Here is a 17,687-nt window from a genome sequence, read left to right as displayed (position 1 = left end):
ACGTGACGTACGCCTAAGGACTGCCCGTCTTTAGGCTTTTTTGTTTCCTCTTTGTTTCCCCTCATGTTCATTCTCCAAGAAAGGAGAACGATCATGAATATAACTGCATTTTTACAGGCAGCTTCCCAATTTCGAACGATTCCGATTGTGAGGCGATTTTTTGCCGACACGTTTCAGCCAATTCAACTATTTACGGCTTTACGTGATGAGGCAGCGTTTTTGCTTGAAAGTGGAGATGACATGTCTCCTTGGTCGCGCTATTCGTTTATCGGTATTCAGCCATTCATATCGATTGAAAGCGATGATGGAAAGCGGTTTTTTGTTAAAGAACAGCAGCGCACACTTACATGCACATCGACGATGAAAGAAGCGTTCGCGTTTATGCAACAACATGTAAACGTTCAGCCGTTGGCACTGGACGTTCCGTTTCGTGGGGGAGCTGTCGGTTATATAAGCTACGATTTTATTTCTTCTATTGAGAAAGTTCCGTATCATACCTATAACGATTTACAAATGAAAATCATCCATTTTGCCGTTTGTGAGACACTATTTGCTTTCGATCATGTAAAAAAGGAATTGCTGCTCATTCATTATGTTCGGCTAACCGAGAAAGACGATGAGCAAACGTGCATTCAAAAATACGAAGCTGCTTGTCAAAAAATCGATAAGTTGGCGCGCAAAATGGTTCACGGTTGTGATGAACAGGCGCATATGATGTTCGACCGACATATCCCTGTCTCGTTTGATCGTGTGCGCTCAAATATGAATAAAAAAACGTTTTACGAAGCGGTTGAGCGCATTCAATCATACATTGCAAGCGGGGATGTTTTTCAAGTCGTTTTATCACAACGGTTTGCTATTGAAACGTCGATTGACGGACTTGAACTATATCGTTTGTTGCGTTTATTAAATCCATCACCTTACTTATTTTATTTAAAGTTTGGTGAAGAACAAATCATCGGTAGCTCTCCAGAAAAGCTCATTCAAGTGCGGAATCGGGAACTTGAAATCGATCCGATCGCAGGCACGCGTCGACGCGGGAAAAATGAACAAGAAGATGAGGCCCTCATGCATGATTTGCTTCATGATCCGAAAGAGCGGGCAGAACATTATATGCTTGTCGATTTAGCTCGCAACGATATTGGGCGCGTCGCTATGTATGGGACGGTACGCACCACGCAATTTATGCAAATTGGGAAATTTTCGCACGTCATGCATCTCATTTCTAAAGTGAAAGGGACGCTTCGGGATGATGTTCATCCGCTTGATGCGTTGACCGCTGCTTTTCCTGCTGGAACGGTTAGCGGAGCACCGAAAATTCGGGCGATGCAAATCATTCAAGAACTAGAGCCGACAGCGCGCAACGTTTATGCAGGCGCCATTGCATATATCGGCTTTGATGGCAACATTGACTCATGTATTGCCATTCGTACGGCCGTATTAAAACAAGGGGTAGCATACGTACAAGCGGGGGCGGGAGTTGTTGCCGACTCGCTGCCTGCGTTGGAATGGAAAGAAACGCGCAATAAGGCGAGCGCCTTAATTCACGCGATTCAACTAGCAGAACGTGTATTTCGAGGAGGGGAGCAACGTGTTTGAACAGTTGTTGCATAAATGTGCTTCTCAACAAACGTTGACGGAACGAGAAGCGTATGAAGCGATGCACGTAATGATGAGCGGAGAAGCGGATGAAAGACAAGTAGCTGCTTTGCTAGCTTTGTTGCGTTTTCGCGGTGAAACGGTCGATGAGCTTGTCGGATTTATTCGAGCGATGCGTCAACGCATGCACACCGTTTCTTTTGATGAACCGGTAATCGATACGTGCGGAACAGGAGGAGATGGCAAAGGAACGTTTAACATTTCGACAGCTGTCGCTTTGCTTATCGCCTCGCTTGGCGTTGCGGTGGCGAAGCATGGCAACCGCGCTGTTTCTTCTGCGAGCGGGAGCGCCAATGTGATTGAACATTTTCGCATCCCGATGCCAAAAACAGAGGAAGAGGCAAAACAAGCGTTGCAAAACTATCGTCTCGTTTTTTTATTCGCTCCATTTTTCCACGAGGCTATGAAACATGTAGCTCCTGTTCGCCAAAGTTTAAAAATGCGCACCGTGTTTAATTTGCTCGGTCCACTTGTTAATCCTGCTCAGCCAACAAGACAGGTGATCGGAGTGCATCATGCAAAAGATGCGTTAAAAATGGCTGAAGCGCTGCAACGAATCGGAACAGAACATACAGTGTTTGTCACAAGCAGTGACGGTTTAGATGAATGTAGCGTTGCTTCAGAAACATTGTTAATTGAGTTGAAAAATGGACAGCTGTCGCAACGCGTTATTGTTCCTGAAGATGTCGGGTTATCTCGCGGTTGCTTATCTGACATATGCGTCGGTAGCGTAAGCGAGAGTGCCCAACTCATTGAACGTGTGTTTGCAAATTGTGCGAACGAAAGTGCAACAAATGTTGTTTTGCTCAATGCAGGTGTTGCTTTGTATGTTGCCGGTGTAGCACCCGACATTGCAAATGGAGTGAACGTGGCGAAACGCGCTATTGAAACAGGTTGCGCGCATGCGTACTTACAACGTTTGAGAGGTGAAATGTATGCTTGAACACATTTTGCAAACAAAAAGGGAAGAAGTGTCATCATTACAATTGCCAGAGGTATGCGAACACCTTCCTCGTCGTTCATTTTATGACGCTTTAGCCAAGCCGCATCGCTTTTTAGGGCTGATTGCGGAAGTGAAAAAAGCGTCGCCATCGAAAGGAATTATTCGACAACAAATGAACGTCGTGGATATTGCGTGTGCGTACGAACGGGCGGGCGCTGACGCCGTGTCGGTGTTAACAGATGAACAATATTTTAAGGGACATCGATCATACGTGACGAAAGTGAAAAAGCATATTCATATACCAATTTTACGTAAAGACTTTATTATCGACCGCAAACAGCTTGTAGAAAGCGTTCGGATTGGTGCAGATGCGATTTTGCTCATCGGTGAGGCGCTTGATTCGTCTTTTTTACACGAATTATATGAAGAAGCGCACGAAATAGGATTGCAATGTTTAGTGGAAGTACACGCTCCTCAGACGGTAGAGAACATTTTAAAGCGGTTCACGCCGAAAGCGATCGGCATTAATAACCGCGATTTAACGACGTTTCGTACGTCGCTTCATGTAACAAAACAAATTGTTCCGCTTTTACCGGATTGCATTATTGTAAGTGAGAGTGGCATTCATACGTACGATGATGTTCGGACAGTACAACAAGCGGGTGCTCATGCGATGCTCGTCGGTGAAGCGTTGATGAGAAAACAAGATGTTCGTGCAGCTATTTATGAATTGTTTGGGGAGCGAGATGTATGACCGTTTTAAAATATTGCGGCAACCGTTCGTTGCAAGATGTGCAACGTGTTGCCAAAAGCCAAGCAGATTATATCGGGTTTGTTTTTGCTGAAAGCAAGCGGAAAGTCGAACCGGAAAATGTGAGACGATGGCTATCTGGCATTGAAATTGGCGAGAAAAAAATCGTTGGCGTTTTCGTTCATCCAACGATCGTGTCTGTCGCGTCTGTTGTTGAACACGTTCCTTTATCGATCATTCAATGTCATGGAATGGAGACGATGCAAACGGTAAAGCAACTAAAAGAAACGTTTCAACTTCCTGTTTGGAAAGTCATTCATCATGCCCCAGAGGCGTGGACATATATGCGTGCTTGGAAAGGAATCGCGGACGGCTTTGTTATTGATAGCGGTCGGAAAGGAGCGTGGGGCGGAACAGGCATCTCGTTTGATTGGAGCGTTGTTCCGTATTACATGGAAGAAGCGACCCGCCAAGGTGTTCCATGCTTCATTGCTGGAGGCATTACGCCGAACAATGTTGAGCAATTGTTAGTCTATAAACCGTTTGGTATAGACATTAGTAGCGGAATTGAAGAAAACGAGCATAAAAGTGAACAAAAAATAAAACAAATTGAACAGAAGGTGAAAATATGTTGACATTGCCAAATGAACGTGGTCGCTTTGGTATGTTTGGTGGAAAGTTTGTTCCAGAAACATTAATGCGTCCGTTAGCTGATATAGAGCGCCAATTGCATGAAGCATTGGCTGATCCTTCGTTCCATGCGGAATATATGCATCATTTGTATGAATATTCAGGTCGTCCGACCGCCTTAACATTTGCAAAAAACTTGACAGAACGATTAGGCGGGGCGAAAATGTACTTTAAACGTGAAGACTTAAACCATACAGGTGCCCATAAAATAAACAACGCGATCGGGCAAGCGTTGTTAGCAAAACGAATGGGAAAACGAAAAATTATCGCTGAAACAGGTGCAGGACAGCACGGCGTAGCTGCGGCTACCGTTGCCGCTCGTTTCGGCATGGAATGTAAAGTGTTTATGGGCGAAGAAGACGTAAAACGGCAAGCATTAAACGTCTTTCGCATGAAATTGCTTGGCGCGCAAGTCATTCCAGTAACAAGCGGCAATCGAACGCTAAAAGATGCGACAAATGAGGCGATTCGCTATTGGGTCGAGCATTGTGATGACCATTTTTATATGATTGGATCTGTTGTGGGTCCGCATCCGTATCCGATGATGGTGCGCGAATTTCAACGCATTATTGGCGAAGAAGCGCGCGAGCAAATGTTGAAAGTAGAAGGAAAGCTTCCAGACGTGATTATCGCATGTGTTGGCGGCGGCAGCAATGCAATCGGCATGTTTCATCCGTTTTTAGATGATGACGTCGAATGCATCGGCGTCGAAGCAGCAGGAAAAGGAGTGCATACGACTGAACATGCCGCAACGATAACGAAAGGGACAAAAGGCGTCATTCATGGCTCGCTCACATACGTATTGCAAGATGAACACGGTCAAATTACGGAACCGTACTCTATTTCAGCGGGGCTAGATTACCCAGGCGTCGGACCGGAGCATGCATATTTAGCTACAATCGGTCGTGTCCGCTATGAAAGTGTAACGGATGAAGAAGCGATCAACGCGCTGCAAATGACGGCGGAAGCGGAAGGGATCATCCCTGCCATCGAGTCAGCGCACGCGCTCGCCAAAGCGTTTCAAATTGCTCCCCTTCGCTCATCGGATGAAGTCATTCTCGTTTGTTTATCAGGAAGAGGCGATAAAGATGTGCAAACGGTAATGAACTACTTAGAAGGGAGTGAGCCGAGATGAAACATTTTATTCCGTTTATCGTTGCGGGTGACCCGTCTGAAGAAGTAACGATTGATTTAGCGATTGCTCTTGAACAAGCAGGTGCGACGATATTAGAACTCGGCGTTCCTTATTCTGATCCGCTTGCAGATGGACCAATTATTCAGCGAGCGGCGAGCCGGGCGTTAAAACAGGGGATGACGTTGACGACAGCGCTTGAACTCATCGGTCGCATGCGAAAAAAAGGTGTAAAAATTCCGATTATTGTCTTTACGTATTATAATCCTGTGTTACAATTAGGAGAAGAACGCTTTTTTGCTTTAGCGCAACAAAATGGCGCAAACGGCGTACTTATTCCCGATTTGCCGTTTGAAGAAAGCGAACATATGAGAATGTTAGGTGACGCATATGACATCCCATACATTTCACTTGTCGCCCCGACGTCGCATGAACGTATTGCAATGATTGCATCACAAGCAAAATCGTTTTTATATTGCGTATCATCGTTAGGAGTAACCGGTATTCGGGATTCATTGCCGACGCAATTGCACGAATTTTTACAACAAGTAAAGCGATATAGTCGCGTCCCTGTCGTTGTCGGATTCGGCATTTCGAACGCCCAGCAAGTGGAGCAACTCCAACATGTATGCGATGGCATCGTCATCGGGAGCGCGATCGTACAAAAAATCGAACAGCTTCAAGACGAATTAATCAATATCGATACACGTCAACGTGCGCTCACCGCTTTCTCGCAATATGTTGCTGCGCTCATTGAACCATTGAAGAAGGTGGAGAACAATGAAAGTGAAACAACAATTACAACAACTAAAACCGTACCAACCGGGCAAACCGATTGAAGAAGTGAAACGGGAATATGGACTAGAAACGGTTATTAAGCTTGCATCAAATGAAAATCCATACGGATGCTCACCGCTTGTTCACGATGCGATCATTAGTGAACTAGATCATCTAGCTTTATATCCTGACGGATATAGTCGGTCGCTGCGTGAGGCGCTCGCTGTCCATTTGGGAGTCGAGGGAAAGCAACTTATTTTCGGGAACGGCTCAGATGAGGTCGTTCAAATCATTTGTCGTGCATTTTTGCAAAAAGGGATGAATACAGTCATGGCTACACCGACGTTTCCACAATATCGCCATAATGCGATCATTGAAGGGGCAGAAGTGCGCGAGATTCCTTTGCGAGACGGACATCATCATCTTGAAGCGATGCTTGAGGCGATCGACGACAATACGCGTGTCGTTTGGATTTGTAGTCCAAACAATCCGACAGGTACGTATGTGAATGACGCTTCTTTGCGCTCGTTTTTAGCCAACGTGCCGAAACATGTGCTTGTTGTTATTGATGAAGCGTATTATGAGTACGTGCAAGCGGAAGATTACCCAAATACGGTCGCTTTACTCCAACAATATGAAAATATAATGATTTTGCGCACGTTTTCGAAAGCGTATGGACTAGCGGCACTTCGCATCGGATATGGCGTGGCACACGAGCATGTTTTACGAGCGATCGAGCCAGCCCGCGAGCCATTTAATACATCGCGTCTTGCGCAAGTCGCAGCCTTGGCAGCATTAAATGATCAACCATTTATTCAGCAATGTGTCCAAAAAAATAAACAAGGATTAAACCAATTTTATTCTTTTTGCGATCAACACGGTTTGCGTTACTACAAGTCTGAAGGGAATTTCATCCTAATTGATTTTGGCTTTAGTGGTGATGAAGTGTTTACGTACTTGCTTCAGCGTGGCATCATCGTCCGCTCCGGATGCGCTCTTGGCTTTCCGACAGCTGTGCGCATAACAGTAGGGTCGACAGAACAAAATGAAATCATTATTCACGCTTTAACGAACATGTTGAAAGAAAGAAGGGAGCGTTTTTGCGGGGAAACGTTTTAATTGCTGGTTTAGGTTTAATCGGAGGTTCAATCGCGCTTGCGATGAAGCGCGCCCATAACGATGTGAAGATTTTTGGATATGATGTGTCGAGCGAATCGTTGCGTTTAGCGCGCTCGCTCGGCGTTATTGATGAAGCGGTGCCGTCGTTTGCTCATGCGGCACAAGAAGCGGATGTAATCGTGCTTGCCGCCCCGGTTGTCCAAACAGAACAATTGCTTTGTGAACTGCTCGAGCTTTCTTTACGCCCTCACGTCATCGTTACAGATGTAGGAAGCACGAAAGAGCGTATCGTCGAGCAAGCGATGCCGCTATTAGAAAAAGGGATCGCGTTTATCGGTGGGCATCCGATGGCCGGCTCCCATAAGAGCGGTGTTGCGGCTGCGCGTGCGCATTTGTTTGAAAATGCCTTTTATATTTTAACGCCAACAAAACATGTGAAAGAAGAAGACGTTACGCGATTAAAACAGTGGCTTGAGGGAACGAAAGCTCACTTTGTTACATTAACACCGAAAGAGCATGACCGAATTGCTGGAGTCATTAGCCATTTTCCCCACATCATTGCAGCAAGCCTCGTACATCAAGCACAGCAGTACGAACGAGAAGATGAGCTTGTCAGTCGATTAGCCGCGGGAGGATTCCGTGACATTACGCGTATTGCTTCTAGCAATCCGGAAATGTGGCGCGATATTTTCATACATAATAAAGAAGAATTGTTACAATTGTTTGATCGCTGGCTAGAAGAAATGAAAAAAATTCGTACGTACGTTGCTGACGGTGATAGCGAGCGTCTTTATCAATATTTTCATGAAGCAAAACAGTTCCGGGATGGCTTGCCTGTGCGTACAAAAGGAGCGATCCCTTCTTTTTACGATTTATACGTGGATGTGCCAGACTATCCGGGGGTTATTTCTGAAATTACAGGTTATTTAGCAAAAGAGCGTATTAGCATTACAAATATCCGCATTATTGAAACGCGTGAAGATATTTACGGGGTGCTTCGTTTAAGTTTCCAAACGGAAGATGATCGTCAGAGGGCAAAGCATTGCATAGAAGCGAACACGAACTATGAAACGCATGTTGTGTAAAAGGGGTGGGAAAAGTGAAATTGCAAACAAATGTACATGCATTGCGAGGAGAGATCGCTGTTCCGGGAGATAAGTCGATTTCTCACCGTGCTGTCATGTTTGGAGCGCTTGCGAAAGGAACGACGCGTGTAACGAATTTTTTAACAGGTGAAGATTGTTTAAGTACGATTGATTGTTTTCGTAAAATGGGTGTGACTATTACGCAAAACGGCAATGAAGTGATTGTAGAAGGCAAAGGGATTGAAGGTTTAAAAGAACCGACACATATATTAAACGTCGGGAATTCAGGGACGACTACCCGTTTATTGCTAGGCATTTTAGCGGCCTGCCCGTTTCACGCTTGTTTAATAGGAGACGATTCAATTGCTAGGCGGCCGATGGATCGTGTGACGAAGCCGCTTAAGCAAATGGGGGCACGCATCGACGGACGAGAGCAAGGGCGCTACACACCGTTAGCGATCCGCGGCGGTCAATTGCGGCCGATGACATATTATTCGCCTGTTGCGAGCGCTCAAGTGAAATCAGCTATTTTGCTTGCTGGTTTACATGCAGAAGGGAAAACAACAGTCATTGAGCCGCATCAATCTCGCGATCATACCGAACGGATGTTGCGGGCATTCGGTGCAGATGTGCATGTTGATGGACTATCCGTTTCAGTCATTGGACGACAAACGCTCCAGGCTATCGATGTAGAAGTGCCAGGCGATATTTCTTCTGCCACTTTCTTTTTAGTAGCGGGCGCGATTGTTCCAAATAGTGAAATTACGTTGAAGCATGTTGGAATTAATCCGACACGCACAGGTATTATTGATATATTAATTGAAATGGGAGCCGATATCACGATTGAACATGTTCGTAACGAAGACAGTGAACCGGTAGCTGATCTGACCGTACGGACATCAACATTAAAAGCAACGCATATTGGCGGTGATATCATTCCACGATTAATCGACGAAATTCCTATCATTGCCCTTTTAGCCACACAAGCAGAGGGAACGACAGTGATTACAGATGCGAGCGAATTAAGAGTAAAAGAAACAGATCGCATTGCGACGGTCGTGTCCGAATTGCGCAAGCTCGGCGCTCATATCGAGGCGACGGAAGACGGAATGATAATTCACGGGAAAACACCACTTCATGCGAACGATGTTATTGTCGATAGCTATGGTGACCATCGCATCGGGATGATGTTAGCGATCGCAGCGTGTGTGGCAAAAGGAAATGTGACTTTACAACGTCCGGAAGCCATTGCAGTATCATATCCGACATTTTTCGACCATCTTCGCATGTTGCAAAGCTGATTCTAAAGAGGATCAGCTTCTTTTTTTGCATGCTTATTCGTTCAATGATATGATAAAGCGTGATGATATGAATGATAAGGGTGAGATTCATGGAAAAATTAAATCAAATTGTTCAACTCGTTGAACAAGGCGATGTAGAGCGCGCACTAGCGCTTGCTGAACAAGTGAAGCAAAACGGAAGCGATGAAGAACGATATATGTTAGCTGATCAACTATTTTCGTGGGGATTGTTAGAAGAGGCGGAGTCGCTCGTTCATATGTTGGTTACACGTTACCCAGACGAACGTGAACTGCAACTGTTTCTAGCAGAAATATATACAGAAATGGATAAGGACGAGGAAGCGCTTGAATTGTTAATCGATATCGAAGAAGACGACCCTTACTATGTAAGAGCATGCTTATTAATGGCCGACCTTTATCAAATGCAAGGGCTAGATGAAGTAAGTGAACGAAAGTTGTTAAAAGCGCATGAAAAAATGCCTGACGAACCACTTGTTCAATTTGCATTAGCTGAGCTATATTTTACGACCGGCCAATATCAAAAAAGCTTACCATATTATGAACGGATCATAAACAATACAAAAACAATAGCAGGTACAATCATCGCCCAACGCATCGCGGAAGCATACAGCCTGCTTGGTGAATTTGAGCAAGCGCTAGCTTATTACGAACAAGCATTAAAAGAACGTTTCGATGCACATACGCTATTTCAATATGGATTTACTGCATATCAAGCGGGAGCGTATAAAACGGCAATTACGAAATTAAGTGAGTTAAAAGCGCTCGATCGTGAGTACGTACCACTTTATTTATTTTTAGCAAAATCGTATGAACAAGAAGGAGATATACAACAAAGTTACGAAATAGCAAAAGAAGGATTAACGATTGATGAATGGAATAAAGAATTGCTTCTTTATGCAGGAAAAATAGCTTTAAAGCTTGGAAAGCGGGAAGAAGCGCTTAAGTACATTGAACAAGCGTTGGATATTGATTCGGGTTATTTAGAAGCGCTATTTGTTCAAACGAGTTTACTGTTTCACGAGGAACGTTACGAAGATGTCGTTCGCGCGATTCAACAAGCAATTGATCAAGGTGAATACGATCCGCAATTTGAATGGGAGCTCGCTAAGGCAAAACAAAAGCTTGAGATATATGATCAGGCATTAAATCATTATGAAGAGGCATATACTTTTTTTAAAGAAGATCCAAACTTTTTATATGATTTTGGCTATTTTTTATTTGAGGAGGGAAGAAGAGATAGAGCGAAGGCTATATTTGAACAACTATTGCGTCTCGATCCGACGAACGAAGAGGTTGCCCATATGATGTTGCAGTTTGAATGAAGTTGTCATTCGGATGCAAGGGGGGAAGGGAATGGTTTCTGTCCGGGAGAAAAAAGAGTTTGTTCGCTGGTTTTTAAACAATTATCAATTGAAGCGGCGCGAATGTGTTTGGATTTTAAACTATTTATTAAGCCATGATGCGCTCATGGAGAAAGTGCACTTTGTAGAACATGCTGAATATTGTCCGCGCGGCATGATGATGTCGACTCATTGCGTTGATGATGTGCCATTTCGGTTTTATAAGCAAAATGTTGTCACGACAGATGCAGAAAAATCATTTCATGATATTCGTTTAAATCGTGACGAGGATATTTACATTCAGCTTAATTTTCGTGGAGCATTTCATTCACCGCAGTACGTGGCGGTGCTCGAGGAAAATCCGTATATGCCTAATAAAACGAACAAGCAAGACGAGCAAGTTGCTGAGCACGTATTAGCGGAGGCCATTCATCGCTTTCAGCGACAAAAAATTATGCGTCTCATTGATGATGCTCTCGACCGTCAAGATGAGAAACAGTTTCGCGAGCTGACGGAGCGGCTAAAAACGTTGCGATAACTTTTCCGTGTCGCAACGTTTCGTTTTTATACAAATGTCAAAAAATGTTCAAAAAAATACATACGTATTTCGTGTAAGATGGAAACATAAGGAGTGATTTCAATGAAATGGACAGCAAAAGATGTAGATATGTATGAACAAACAAAGGAGTACGTGGACACTGCGCTTATTCCGTGTATACCGATTGGCGGCACAAACATGAAAGCGTTTGCTGAAATGAGCGAGCATGTGTCGCTTATTGCAAATGAAGTGGAACGGCAATTTAAAGGGAGGGTGATGCTATTTCCGCCGTTAACATACTTCGTACACGAGCAAGTGCAATCGCGTGTACGAGAATGGACAAACATGTTTAAAACATTCGGGTTCCAACATATATGTTTTCTTACGTCACATGCCGATGTTTCAGACGAGACGTTCATTTATATTCCATCCCTTCCGCTTGAACATGTCGATGAATCGTATAAGCAAAAAATTGTGCGTCAACAAGTTGAGCAAGTGATGGATGCATTAGTGACAAAATGGACGTTAAAAAATTAGATAGCGTTTACACTATCATTATATTGACCTTGGTGGAAACATGATATATCATTAGGTTGTCCTAGTTTTATATATGTGTTATAACAATTCGTCCGAATGGACTTAACTTCGTATAGAGGGGGGAAAACGATGAGCGAGAAAAAGCATCGCGTGTCAAGACGACAATTTTTAAACTACACGCTAACAGGTGTAGGCGGATTTATGGCAGCCGGCATTTTGTCACCAATGGTACGCTTCGCTTTAGATCCGATTTTAAAAGAGGAAACTGGGCAAGATATGGTTGCTGTAGCCCAAGTGAAAGACATTACGACAGAGCCACAGCGCTTTGACTTTAAAGTAAAAGTAAAAGATGCGTGGTACGAGTCGGAAGAGCCAAGATCAGCTTGGGTGTTTAAAGATGAAAATGGGGATATCGTTGCCCTATCACCTATTTGTACCCATCTTGGCTGTACGGTGAACTGGAACGGCGACAAAAACAATCCAAACCGTTTCTTTTGTCCATGTCACTATGGGTTATATGAGAAGGATGGAACGAACGTACCAAATACGCCACCGACATCTCCATTGCACCGTTATGAATACGAAATAAAAGACGGTACGTTATATTTAGGCAAAGCGAAACCACGAGGGGAGGCGTAATACATGCTTAACAAGATTTATAATTGGATTGACGAGCGTTTAGATATTACGCCTTTGTGGCGCGATATCGCAGATCATGAAGTGCCTGAGCACGTAAACCCTGCGCATCACTTTTCAGCATTTGTTTACTGCTTCGGCGGCTTAACGTTTTTCGTCACAGTTATTCAAATTTTATCTGGTATGTTTTTAACAATGTATTATGTGCCAGATATTAAGAATGCTTGGGAATCCGTTTATTACTTGCAAAATGAAGTTGCGTTTGGACAAATTGTACGCGGCATGCATCACTGGGGAGCTAGTCTCGTCATCGTGATGATGTTTCTACATACGTTGCGTGTATTTTTCCAAGGTGCTTACAAAAAACCACGTGAATTAAACTGGATCGTTGGTGTTCTTATTTTCATGGTCATGATGGGACTTGGCTTCACAGGTTATTTATTACCATGGGACATGAAAGCTCTTTTTGCTACAAAAGTAGGATTGCAAATTGCTGAAGCAACACCAATCATTGGTCCGGCAATTAAAACGTTGTTAGCAGGTCATCCTGAAATTGTCGGTGCTCAAACGTTAACGCGTTTCTTTGCTATTCACGTATTTTTCTTGCCAGCAGCATTATTAGGATTAATGGCAGCCCACTTCTTAATGATTCGGAAACAAGGAATTTCTGGTCCACTGTAAAATTTAGTATAAAGGAGGGAATGCTATGCATCGGGGAAAAGGAATGAAATTTGTCGGTGACTCGCGCGTGCCAGCTGTGCGTAAGCCGAACATCCCGAAAGACTATTCTGAATATCCCGGAAAAACAGAGGCGTTTTGGCCAAACTTCTTATTAAAAGAATGGATGGTCGGTGCTGTCTTTTTGATCGGTTTTTTAAGTTTAACTGTTGCGCATCCTTCACCGCTTGAGCGGGTTGCAGATCCGACAGATACAAGCTATATTCCGCTTCCAGACTGGTACTTTTTATTTCTATACCAGCTGTTGAAGTATTCGTTCGCATCTGGACCTTATACTGTTATCGGAGCTATTGTCATTCCTGGACTTGCATTTGGAGCGTTATTACTTGCACCATTTTTAGATCGCGGTCCGGAGCGTCGTCCGTCGAAGCGCCCAGTTGCCGTTGGTATGATGTTGCTTACACTTGCTGCAATCGTTTTCTTGACATGGGAATCAGTTGTTACACATGACTGGGAGGCAGCAGCTGAACAAGGAAAAATTCGTGCGGAAGTAGAGATTGATACGAATGCAGAGGGGTATAAGATTTTAGAAGCGAACACATGTTTAACATGTCACGGTGAAAATTTACAAGGCGGTCCAGCTGCGCCATCGCTTGTTGGCACAGGCTTATCTCCTGAAGAAGTTGCTAATATTGCGAAAAACGGTGTAGGAAGTATGCCAGGCGGTCTTTTCCAAGGAACAGATGAAGAATTACAAAAACTTGCAGAGTTCGTTGCAGGTTTAGACGCAGAGTAATTTGTGAAAGCTGACTGAACATCAGTCGGCTTTTTTGTACATGTGGGGGGGTAACATCATGCTATACATACGTGAATGGTTGATGCATCGCTCGTTTCTTACACTACTGCTCATTGTCAATATCATCGGTACGATTTACGGGTATATATGGTATGGACAGCAACTAGCGGAAACACCAACAGTTTTTCTTCCGTTTGTCCCTGATAGTCCAACAGCAAGCTTATTTTTTGTTTTTGTTTTAATGGCATGGCTCCGTCATACACATTGGCCGCTAATGGAAGCGTTAGCAGTTGTTACGCTCGTCAAATACGGCATTTGGGCTGTTGTGATGAATATGCTTGTATTTGTTATCACAGGACAGCTCGGTTGGGCAGGATGGATGCTTGTTGTGTCCCACGGTGCAATGGCTGTGCAAGCGTTGTTGTATGCTCCTTATTATCGGATGTCCTTCATTCATGTTGTTGTGGCAGCCATTTGGACGTTGCATAACGATGTTATTGATTATGTGTTTGGGATGATGCCACAATATCAAATGTTGGCGCAATATACGCCACAAATCGGCTATTTTACATTTTGGTTAAGCATTGCTTCGATTGCGGTGGCGTACATTTTTTCGCATCGACGATAAATCGTGGTCTATGTCCCTTTTTATGATCATATGTTTAATAGTAAGATCATAAGGAGGGACAAGGAGATGCGCATTCGACTCGTCGCGATGTTTATCATGATTTGTTTATTTCCGTATACAGTATATGCAAACGGACTTGAGTGGGACAAACTTGATCAAATTTCTGATGAAGCGCTTCAGTTAACAAAAAATGCCCGTTTACAAGAAGCGAAGCAACTGTTGGAATATTTCGAACAACAATTTTCGTTATTTCGTGAAGATATTCATTCGATGGATGTCATATATGTATTAACGGCTACGCATGAAGAAGCATTGAAAGCAGTAAGTGTATCGAGCGTGCCAATGGAACAACGGGTTAACCAACTGACGCAATTTCGTCTCGCGGTTGATGCAGTTCAGGCGAAACATCAACCGCTTTGGAAAGAAATGAAGTTCGCTGTCATGTCTGCTTTCGAAAGCATGAAACAAGCGATGGAACAGGAAGACGAGCAATTGTTTCAACAAGCATTCCATCAGTTTTTACAGCGATATCAACTTATTGAACCGAGCGTAAAAATTAACGCGGATCGTGAACAAGTGCAACGTGTATCTGCCCATATTTCGCTTTTAGAAGCCCCTGCTTTTCGCCAATTGCATGCAACAGAGCGGATGAAAGAGTTGCGACAAATGGAAGAAGACTTACAAGCATTATTCGCCGATGAAAAAAAAGAGAGAGCTCTTCCATCGCTTTGGTGGGTAATGACGTCAATTGGTGGAATGATTATTATGACGTTAACGTATGTTGGTTGGCGGAAATACCGCGGTGAAATGGAAAGAAGAATGGTGCGAGATAAACAATAAAAGCGTCCAGTGTTGGACGCTTTTATTCATGTAGCGGCCGCTTATTTTCATCGAGCGTGAACCCTTCACCATGTACGTCATGTACATCGCTAATCGCAACGAACGCATATGGATCGACAGACGTAATAATCGATTTTAAACGGGATAATTCGTTTTTCGCAACAACACAATATAACACATCCCGTTCTCGCTTTGTATATGAGCCAATTCCTTTTAAAATAGTCACTCCTCGCTCCATCTCTGTCATAATTTTTTCTGAAATTAAATCGCTTTTTTCAGAAATAATCGTTGCCCCTTTTGCTGCGTACGCTCCTTCTTGTAAAAAGTCGATGACGCGTGCACCAACAAATACAGCGACAAGTGTATACATCCCTTCACGGTACGGTAAATATGTGAGCAAAGAAAGGAAAATAACGCATGAGTCAAACAGAAACATAGTTTTTCCCATGCTGACACCTTTATATTTGTAGACGAGGCGAGCGATAATATCGACACCACCTGTTGTTCCTCCGTATCGAAAAATAATACCGAGACCGACTCCGATAAAAACTCCCGCAAATAACGCAGCTAACGTTAAGTCGTTATTGAGCGGAATATGAAACCCGTATCGTTGAAAAATCCAAAGGAATACAGATAAACTAACGGTTCCGAGAATAGTATAAAAGAACGTCGTACGTCCAAGCAATTTCCATCCAATAAAAAAGAGAGGAATGTTCAGCACCAAGTTGGAAATAGAAGGATCAATACCAAACATAAAGTATAAAAGAAGGGTGATACCTGTGAACCCACCTTCTGCTAATTTATTTTCCATATTAAAGTGGACGAGCCCGAATGCAAAAATAGCCGAACCTAACAAAATGAATGCGATATTTTTCAGCTTCATTAACTTCACCTCTTGAGTATGACTGCGTTTTTTATTATAGAGGAATGTTGTGATGTCCGTCAAAAACATTTGTCAAATGTCCCACTTTTAGCTAACATGAATGTAAGAGGTGAAAGTGATGGATAAATCGATGCGGCAAATGCAACAAGAGGTCGATGCATATATTGGACAGTTTAAAGAAGGATACTTTAGCCCATTGGCAATGCTTGCTCGTTTAACGGAAGAATTGGGTGAATTAGCTCGTGAAGTAAACCATTATTACGGAGAAAAGCCGAAAAAGAAAACGGAACGAGAAAAAACGATTCAAGAAGAACTAGGAGATTTATTGTTTGTCCTTATATGTATGGCCAATTCATTACATATCGATTTACAAGAGGCGCATGATGCGGTTATGCACAAATTTCAAACGCGAGATCGCGATCGTTGGACAAGAAAGGAAGAGGAACAATGATTCGAATTGTTATCGCAGGACCACGTGGACGAATGGGGCGCGAAGCTGTCTCCCTTGTTCATCGTACAGAACATTTTAACCTCGTCGCCGTCGTTGACCGAGTGAATGAAGGAAAAACGTTAGCTGAACTGGACGGTTTTCCTGCCATTGAATCCCCAATTTTTACTGATTTAGAACGATGCTTGCAAACGGTGCAAGCCGATGTGCTAATTGATTTAACGACGCCGGAAGTCGGAAAACGTCATGCGGAAGTTGCGCTGCGCTACGGTGTTCGTCCTGTTGTTGGCACGACAGGTTTCACAGACGATGATTTAGCACGGTTAACACAAATAGCCGAAGAGAAAAAAATAGGTGCGATCATTGCCCCAAACTTTGCCATAGGTGCAATTTTAATGATGAAATTCGCGCAAATGGCGGCAAAATATTTTCCACATGCAGAAATCATTGAACTTCACCACGATCAAAAGCTTGATGCCCCATCAGGTACGGCATTAAAAACGGCTCAGCTTATTCAACAAGTCCGTTCTTCATTTATGCAAGGGCATCCAGCTGAAAAAGAGACGATCGAGGGGGCCCGCGGTGCGTTATATGATGGTATGCGCATTCATAGCGTTCGCTTGCCGGGGCTTGTCGCGCATCAAGAAGTCATTTTTGGCGGCGATGGCCAAACGTTGACGATTCGCCACGATTCGTTTAACCGCGCATCGTTCATGTCGGGCGTTCGCTTTTCTGTTGAAACGGTAATGAAACTAGAAACGCTCGTATATGGATTAGAGCATTTAATTGAATAAGGGAGGCGTTGCTAGTCAACTACCCCCACTTAGCTAACGCTTGAAGCGGGGGCTTGCAACTCCCCAGAAGTGCGAACGGACTTCGTCCTCC

General features: G+C 43.7%; 20 protein-coding genes. 19 read left to right on the top strand and 1 reads right to left on the bottom strand.

Features of this window, described 5'->3' with window-relative positions; translation table 11 throughout:
• Nucleotides 1-93: 93 nt before the first annotated feature.
• From trpE to ypjB, 17 genes are all read left to right on the top strand, one after another.
• Nucleotides 94-1,599, top strand: coding sequence for an anthranilate synthase component I (gene trpE / locus BM213_RS02015; protein ID WP_091700375.1), 1,506 nt, complete (start codon nt 94-96; stop codon nt 1,597-1,599).
• Complete coding sequence (trpD, locus tag BM213_RS02010) at nt 1,592-2,602, top strand: anthranilate phosphoribosyltransferase (protein WP_091700372.1); 1,011 nt, start codon at nt 1,592-1,594, stop codon at nt 2,600-2,602. The genes trpE and trpD overlap by 8 nt, the downstream gene beginning before the upstream one ends.
• Nucleotides 2,595-3,356 (top strand): indole-3-glycerol phosphate synthase TrpC, encoded by a 762-nt coding sequence (trpC, locus tag BM213_RS02005; protein WP_091700370.1) that lies wholly within the window; start codon nt 2,595-2,597, stop codon nt 3,354-3,356. The genes trpD and trpC overlap by 8 nt, the downstream gene beginning before the upstream one ends.
• On the top strand, nt 3,353-3,988 hold the full coding sequence (locus tag BM213_RS02000; protein ID WP_091700368.1) for a phosphoribosylanthranilate isomerase: 636 nt from the start codon (nt 3,353-3,355) through the stop codon (nt 3,986-3,988). Before trpC ends, BM213_RS02000 begins: the two co-directional genes overlap by 4 nt.
• On the top strand, nt 3,982-5,178 hold the full coding sequence (gene trpB, locus BM213_RS01995) for a tryptophan synthase subunit beta (RefSeq protein WP_091700366.1): 1,197 nt from the start codon (nt 3,982-3,984) through the stop codon (nt 5,176-5,178). The genes BM213_RS02000 and trpB overlap by 7 nt, the downstream gene beginning before the upstream one ends.
• Nucleotides 5,175-6,014: a tryptophan synthase subunit alpha gene (gene trpA / locus BM213_RS01990; protein ID WP_091700364.1), complete on the top strand. Its 840-nt coding sequence runs from the start codon at nt 5,175-5,177 to the stop codon at nt 6,012-6,014. The genes trpB and trpA overlap by 4 nt, the downstream gene beginning before the upstream one ends.
• Nucleotides 5,956-7,071 (top strand): histidinol-phosphate transaminase, encoded by a 1,116-nt coding sequence (gene hisC / locus BM213_RS01985; protein ID WP_091700362.1) that lies wholly within the window; start codon nt 5,956-5,958, stop codon nt 7,069-7,071. Before trpA ends, hisC begins: the two co-directional genes overlap by 59 nt.
• Entirely contained in the window at nt 7,053-8,156 is a 1,104-nt protein-coding gene (locus BM213_RS01980; RefSeq protein WP_091700360.1) for a prephenate dehydrogenase, read from the top strand. Before hisC ends, BM213_RS01980 begins: the two co-directional genes overlap by 19 nt.
• Before the next feature lie 14 nt (nt 8,157-8,170).
• Nucleotides 8,171-9,457 carry a 3-phosphoshikimate 1-carboxyvinyltransferase gene (gene aroA / locus BM213_RS01975; RefSeq protein ID WP_091700358.1) on the top strand — a complete coding sequence of 429 codons (1,287 nt, stop codon included), beginning with the start codon at nt 8,171-8,173 and terminating at the stop codon, nt 9,455-9,457.
• 89 nt (nt 9,458-9,546) lie between these two features.
• On the top strand, nt 9,547-10,800 hold the full coding sequence (locus tag BM213_RS01970) for a tetratricopeptide repeat protein (RefSeq protein ID WP_091700356.1): 1,254 nt from the start codon (nt 9,547-9,549) through the stop codon (nt 10,798-10,800).
• Nucleotides 10,801-10,831: 31 nt separating this feature from the next.
• Nucleotides 10,832-11,356, top strand: coding sequence for a ReoY family proteolytic degradation factor (locus BM213_RS01965; protein ID WP_091700355.1), 525 nt, complete (start codon nt 10,832-10,834; stop codon nt 11,354-11,356).
• Nucleotides 11,357-11,458: 102 nt separating this feature from the next.
• Nucleotides 11,459-11,893: a YpiF family protein gene (locus BM213_RS01960; protein WP_091700353.1), complete on the top strand. Its 435-nt coding sequence runs from the start codon at nt 11,459-11,461 to the stop codon at nt 11,891-11,893.
• Between the two features lie 129 nt (nt 11,894-12,022).
• Nucleotides 12,023-12,532 carry a Rieske (2Fe-2S) protein gene (locus BM213_RS01955; RefSeq protein WP_091700351.1) on the top strand — a complete coding sequence of 170 codons (510 nt, stop codon included), beginning with the start codon at nt 12,023-12,025 and terminating at the stop codon, nt 12,530-12,532.
• A gap of 3 nt (nt 12,533-12,535) precedes the next feature.
• Nucleotides 12,536-13,210 (top strand): menaquinol-cytochrome c reductase cytochrome b subunit, encoded by a 675-nt coding sequence (qcrB, locus tag BM213_RS01950; RefSeq protein ID WP_091700349.1) that lies wholly within the window; start codon nt 12,536-12,538, stop codon nt 13,208-13,210.
• 25 nt (nt 13,211-13,235) lie between these two features.
• Entirely contained in the window at nt 13,236-14,003 is a 768-nt protein-coding gene (locus BM213_RS01945) for a menaquinol-cytochrome c reductase cytochrome b/c subunit (protein WP_091700347.1), read from the top strand.
• A gap of 58 nt (nt 14,004-14,061) precedes the next feature.
• A complete protein-coding gene (gene lhaT, locus BM213_RS01940) occupies nt 14,062-14,631 on the top strand; it encodes a lipoprotein heptaprenylglyceryl N-acetyltransferase LhaT (protein ID WP_091700345.1) in 570 nt (189 codons plus the stop codon).
• A 66-nt stretch (nt 14,632-14,697) separates the two neighbouring features.
• Entirely contained in the window at nt 14,698-15,471 is a 774-nt protein-coding gene (gene ypjB, locus BM213_RS01935; RefSeq protein ID WP_091700343.1) for a sporulation protein YpjB, read from the top strand.
• 22 nt (nt 15,472-15,493) lie between these two features.
• Here ypjB and BM213_RS01930 read toward each other — a convergent pair whose 3' ends face one another.
• Complete coding sequence (locus BM213_RS01930; protein WP_091700341.1) at nt 15,494-16,354, bottom strand: YitT family protein; 861 nt, start codon at nt 16,352-16,354, stop codon at nt 15,494-15,496.
• Between the two features lie 118 nt (nt 16,355-16,472).
• Here BM213_RS01930 and BM213_RS01925 point away from each other — a divergent pair, with 118 nt between their 5' ends.
• The gene (locus BM213_RS01925) at nt 16,473-16,805 is read left to right on the top strand and encodes a nucleotide pyrophosphohydrolase (protein WP_091700339.1); all 333 of its coding nucleotides are present in this window, start codon (nt 16,473-16,475) and stop codon (nt 16,803-16,805) included.
• Nucleotides 16,802-17,596 (top strand): 4-hydroxy-tetrahydrodipicolinate reductase, encoded by a 795-nt coding sequence (gene dapB, locus BM213_RS01920; RefSeq protein ID WP_091700337.1) that lies wholly within the window; start codon nt 16,802-16,804, stop codon nt 17,594-17,596. The genes BM213_RS01925 and dapB overlap by 4 nt, the downstream gene beginning before the upstream one ends.
• Nucleotides 17,597-17,687: the final 91 nt, after the last annotated feature.

Source organism: Anoxybacillus pushchinoensis, assembly GCF_900111795.1.
Lineage (GTDB): Bacteria > Bacillota > Bacilli > Bacillales > Anoxybacillaceae > Anoxybacillus > Anoxybacillus pushchinoensis.
This window is presented reverse-complemented; position numbering and strand designations above follow the sequence as displayed.

Bases quoted from the DNA above. Each gene is read 5' to 3' on its own strand.
- trpE (WP_091700375.1), top strand. From the start codon at position 94: ATGAATATAACTGCATTTTTACAGGCAGCTTCCCAATTTCGAACGATT.
- trpC (WP_091700370.1), top strand. From the start codon at position 2,595: ATGCTTGAACACATTTTGCAAACAAAAAGGGAAGAAGTGTCATCATTA.
- BM213_RS02000 (WP_091700368.1), top strand. From the start codon at position 3,353: ATGACCGTTTTAAAATATTGCGGCAACCGTTCGTTGCAAGATGTGCAA.
- trpB (WP_091700366.1), top strand. From the start codon at position 3,982: ATGTTGACATTGCCAAATGAACGTGGTCGCTTTGGTATGTTTGGTGGA.
- trpA (WP_091700364.1), top strand. From the start codon at position 5,175: ATGAAACATTTTATTCCGTTTATCGTTGCGGGTGACCCGTCTGAAGAA.
- hisC (WP_091700362.1), top strand. From the start codon at position 5,956: ATGAAAGTGAAACAACAATTACAACAACTAAAACCGTACCAACCGGGC.
- BM213_RS01970 (WP_091700356.1), top strand. From the start codon at position 9,547: ATGGAAAAATTAAATCAAATTGTTCAACTCGTTGAACAAGGCGATGTA.
- BM213_RS01965 (WP_091700355.1), top strand. From the start codon at position 10,832: ATGGTTTCTGTCCGGGAGAAAAAAGAGTTTGTTCGCTGGTTTTTAAAC.
- BM213_RS01960 (WP_091700353.1), top strand. From the start codon at position 11,459: ATGAAATGGACAGCAAAAGATGTAGATATGTATGAACAAACAAAGGAG.
- BM213_RS01955 (WP_091700351.1), top strand. From the start codon at position 12,023: ATGAGCGAGAAAAAGCATCGCGTGTCAAGACGACAATTTTTAAACTAC.
- qcrB (WP_091700349.1), top strand. From the start codon at position 12,536: ATGCTTAACAAGATTTATAATTGGATTGACGAGCGTTTAGATATTACG.
- BM213_RS01945 (WP_091700347.1), top strand. From the start codon at position 13,236: ATGCATCGGGGAAAAGGAATGAAATTTGTCGGTGACTCGCGCGTGCCA.
- lhaT (WP_091700345.1), top strand. From the start codon at position 14,062: ATGCTATACATACGTGAATGGTTGATGCATCGCTCGTTTCTTACACTA.
- ypjB (WP_091700343.1), top strand. From the start codon at position 14,698: ATGCGCATTCGACTCGTCGCGATGTTTATCATGATTTGTTTATTTCCG.
- BM213_RS01930 (WP_091700341.1), bottom strand. From the start codon at position 16,354: ATGAAGCTGAAAAATATCGCATTCATTTTGTTAGGTTCGGCTATTTTT.
- BM213_RS01925 (WP_091700339.1), top strand. From the start codon at position 16,473: ATGGATAAATCGATGCGGCAAATGCAACAAGAGGTCGATGCATATATT.
- dapB (WP_091700337.1), top strand. From the start codon at position 16,802: ATGATTCGAATTGTTATCGCAGGACCACGTGGACGAATGGGGCGCGAA.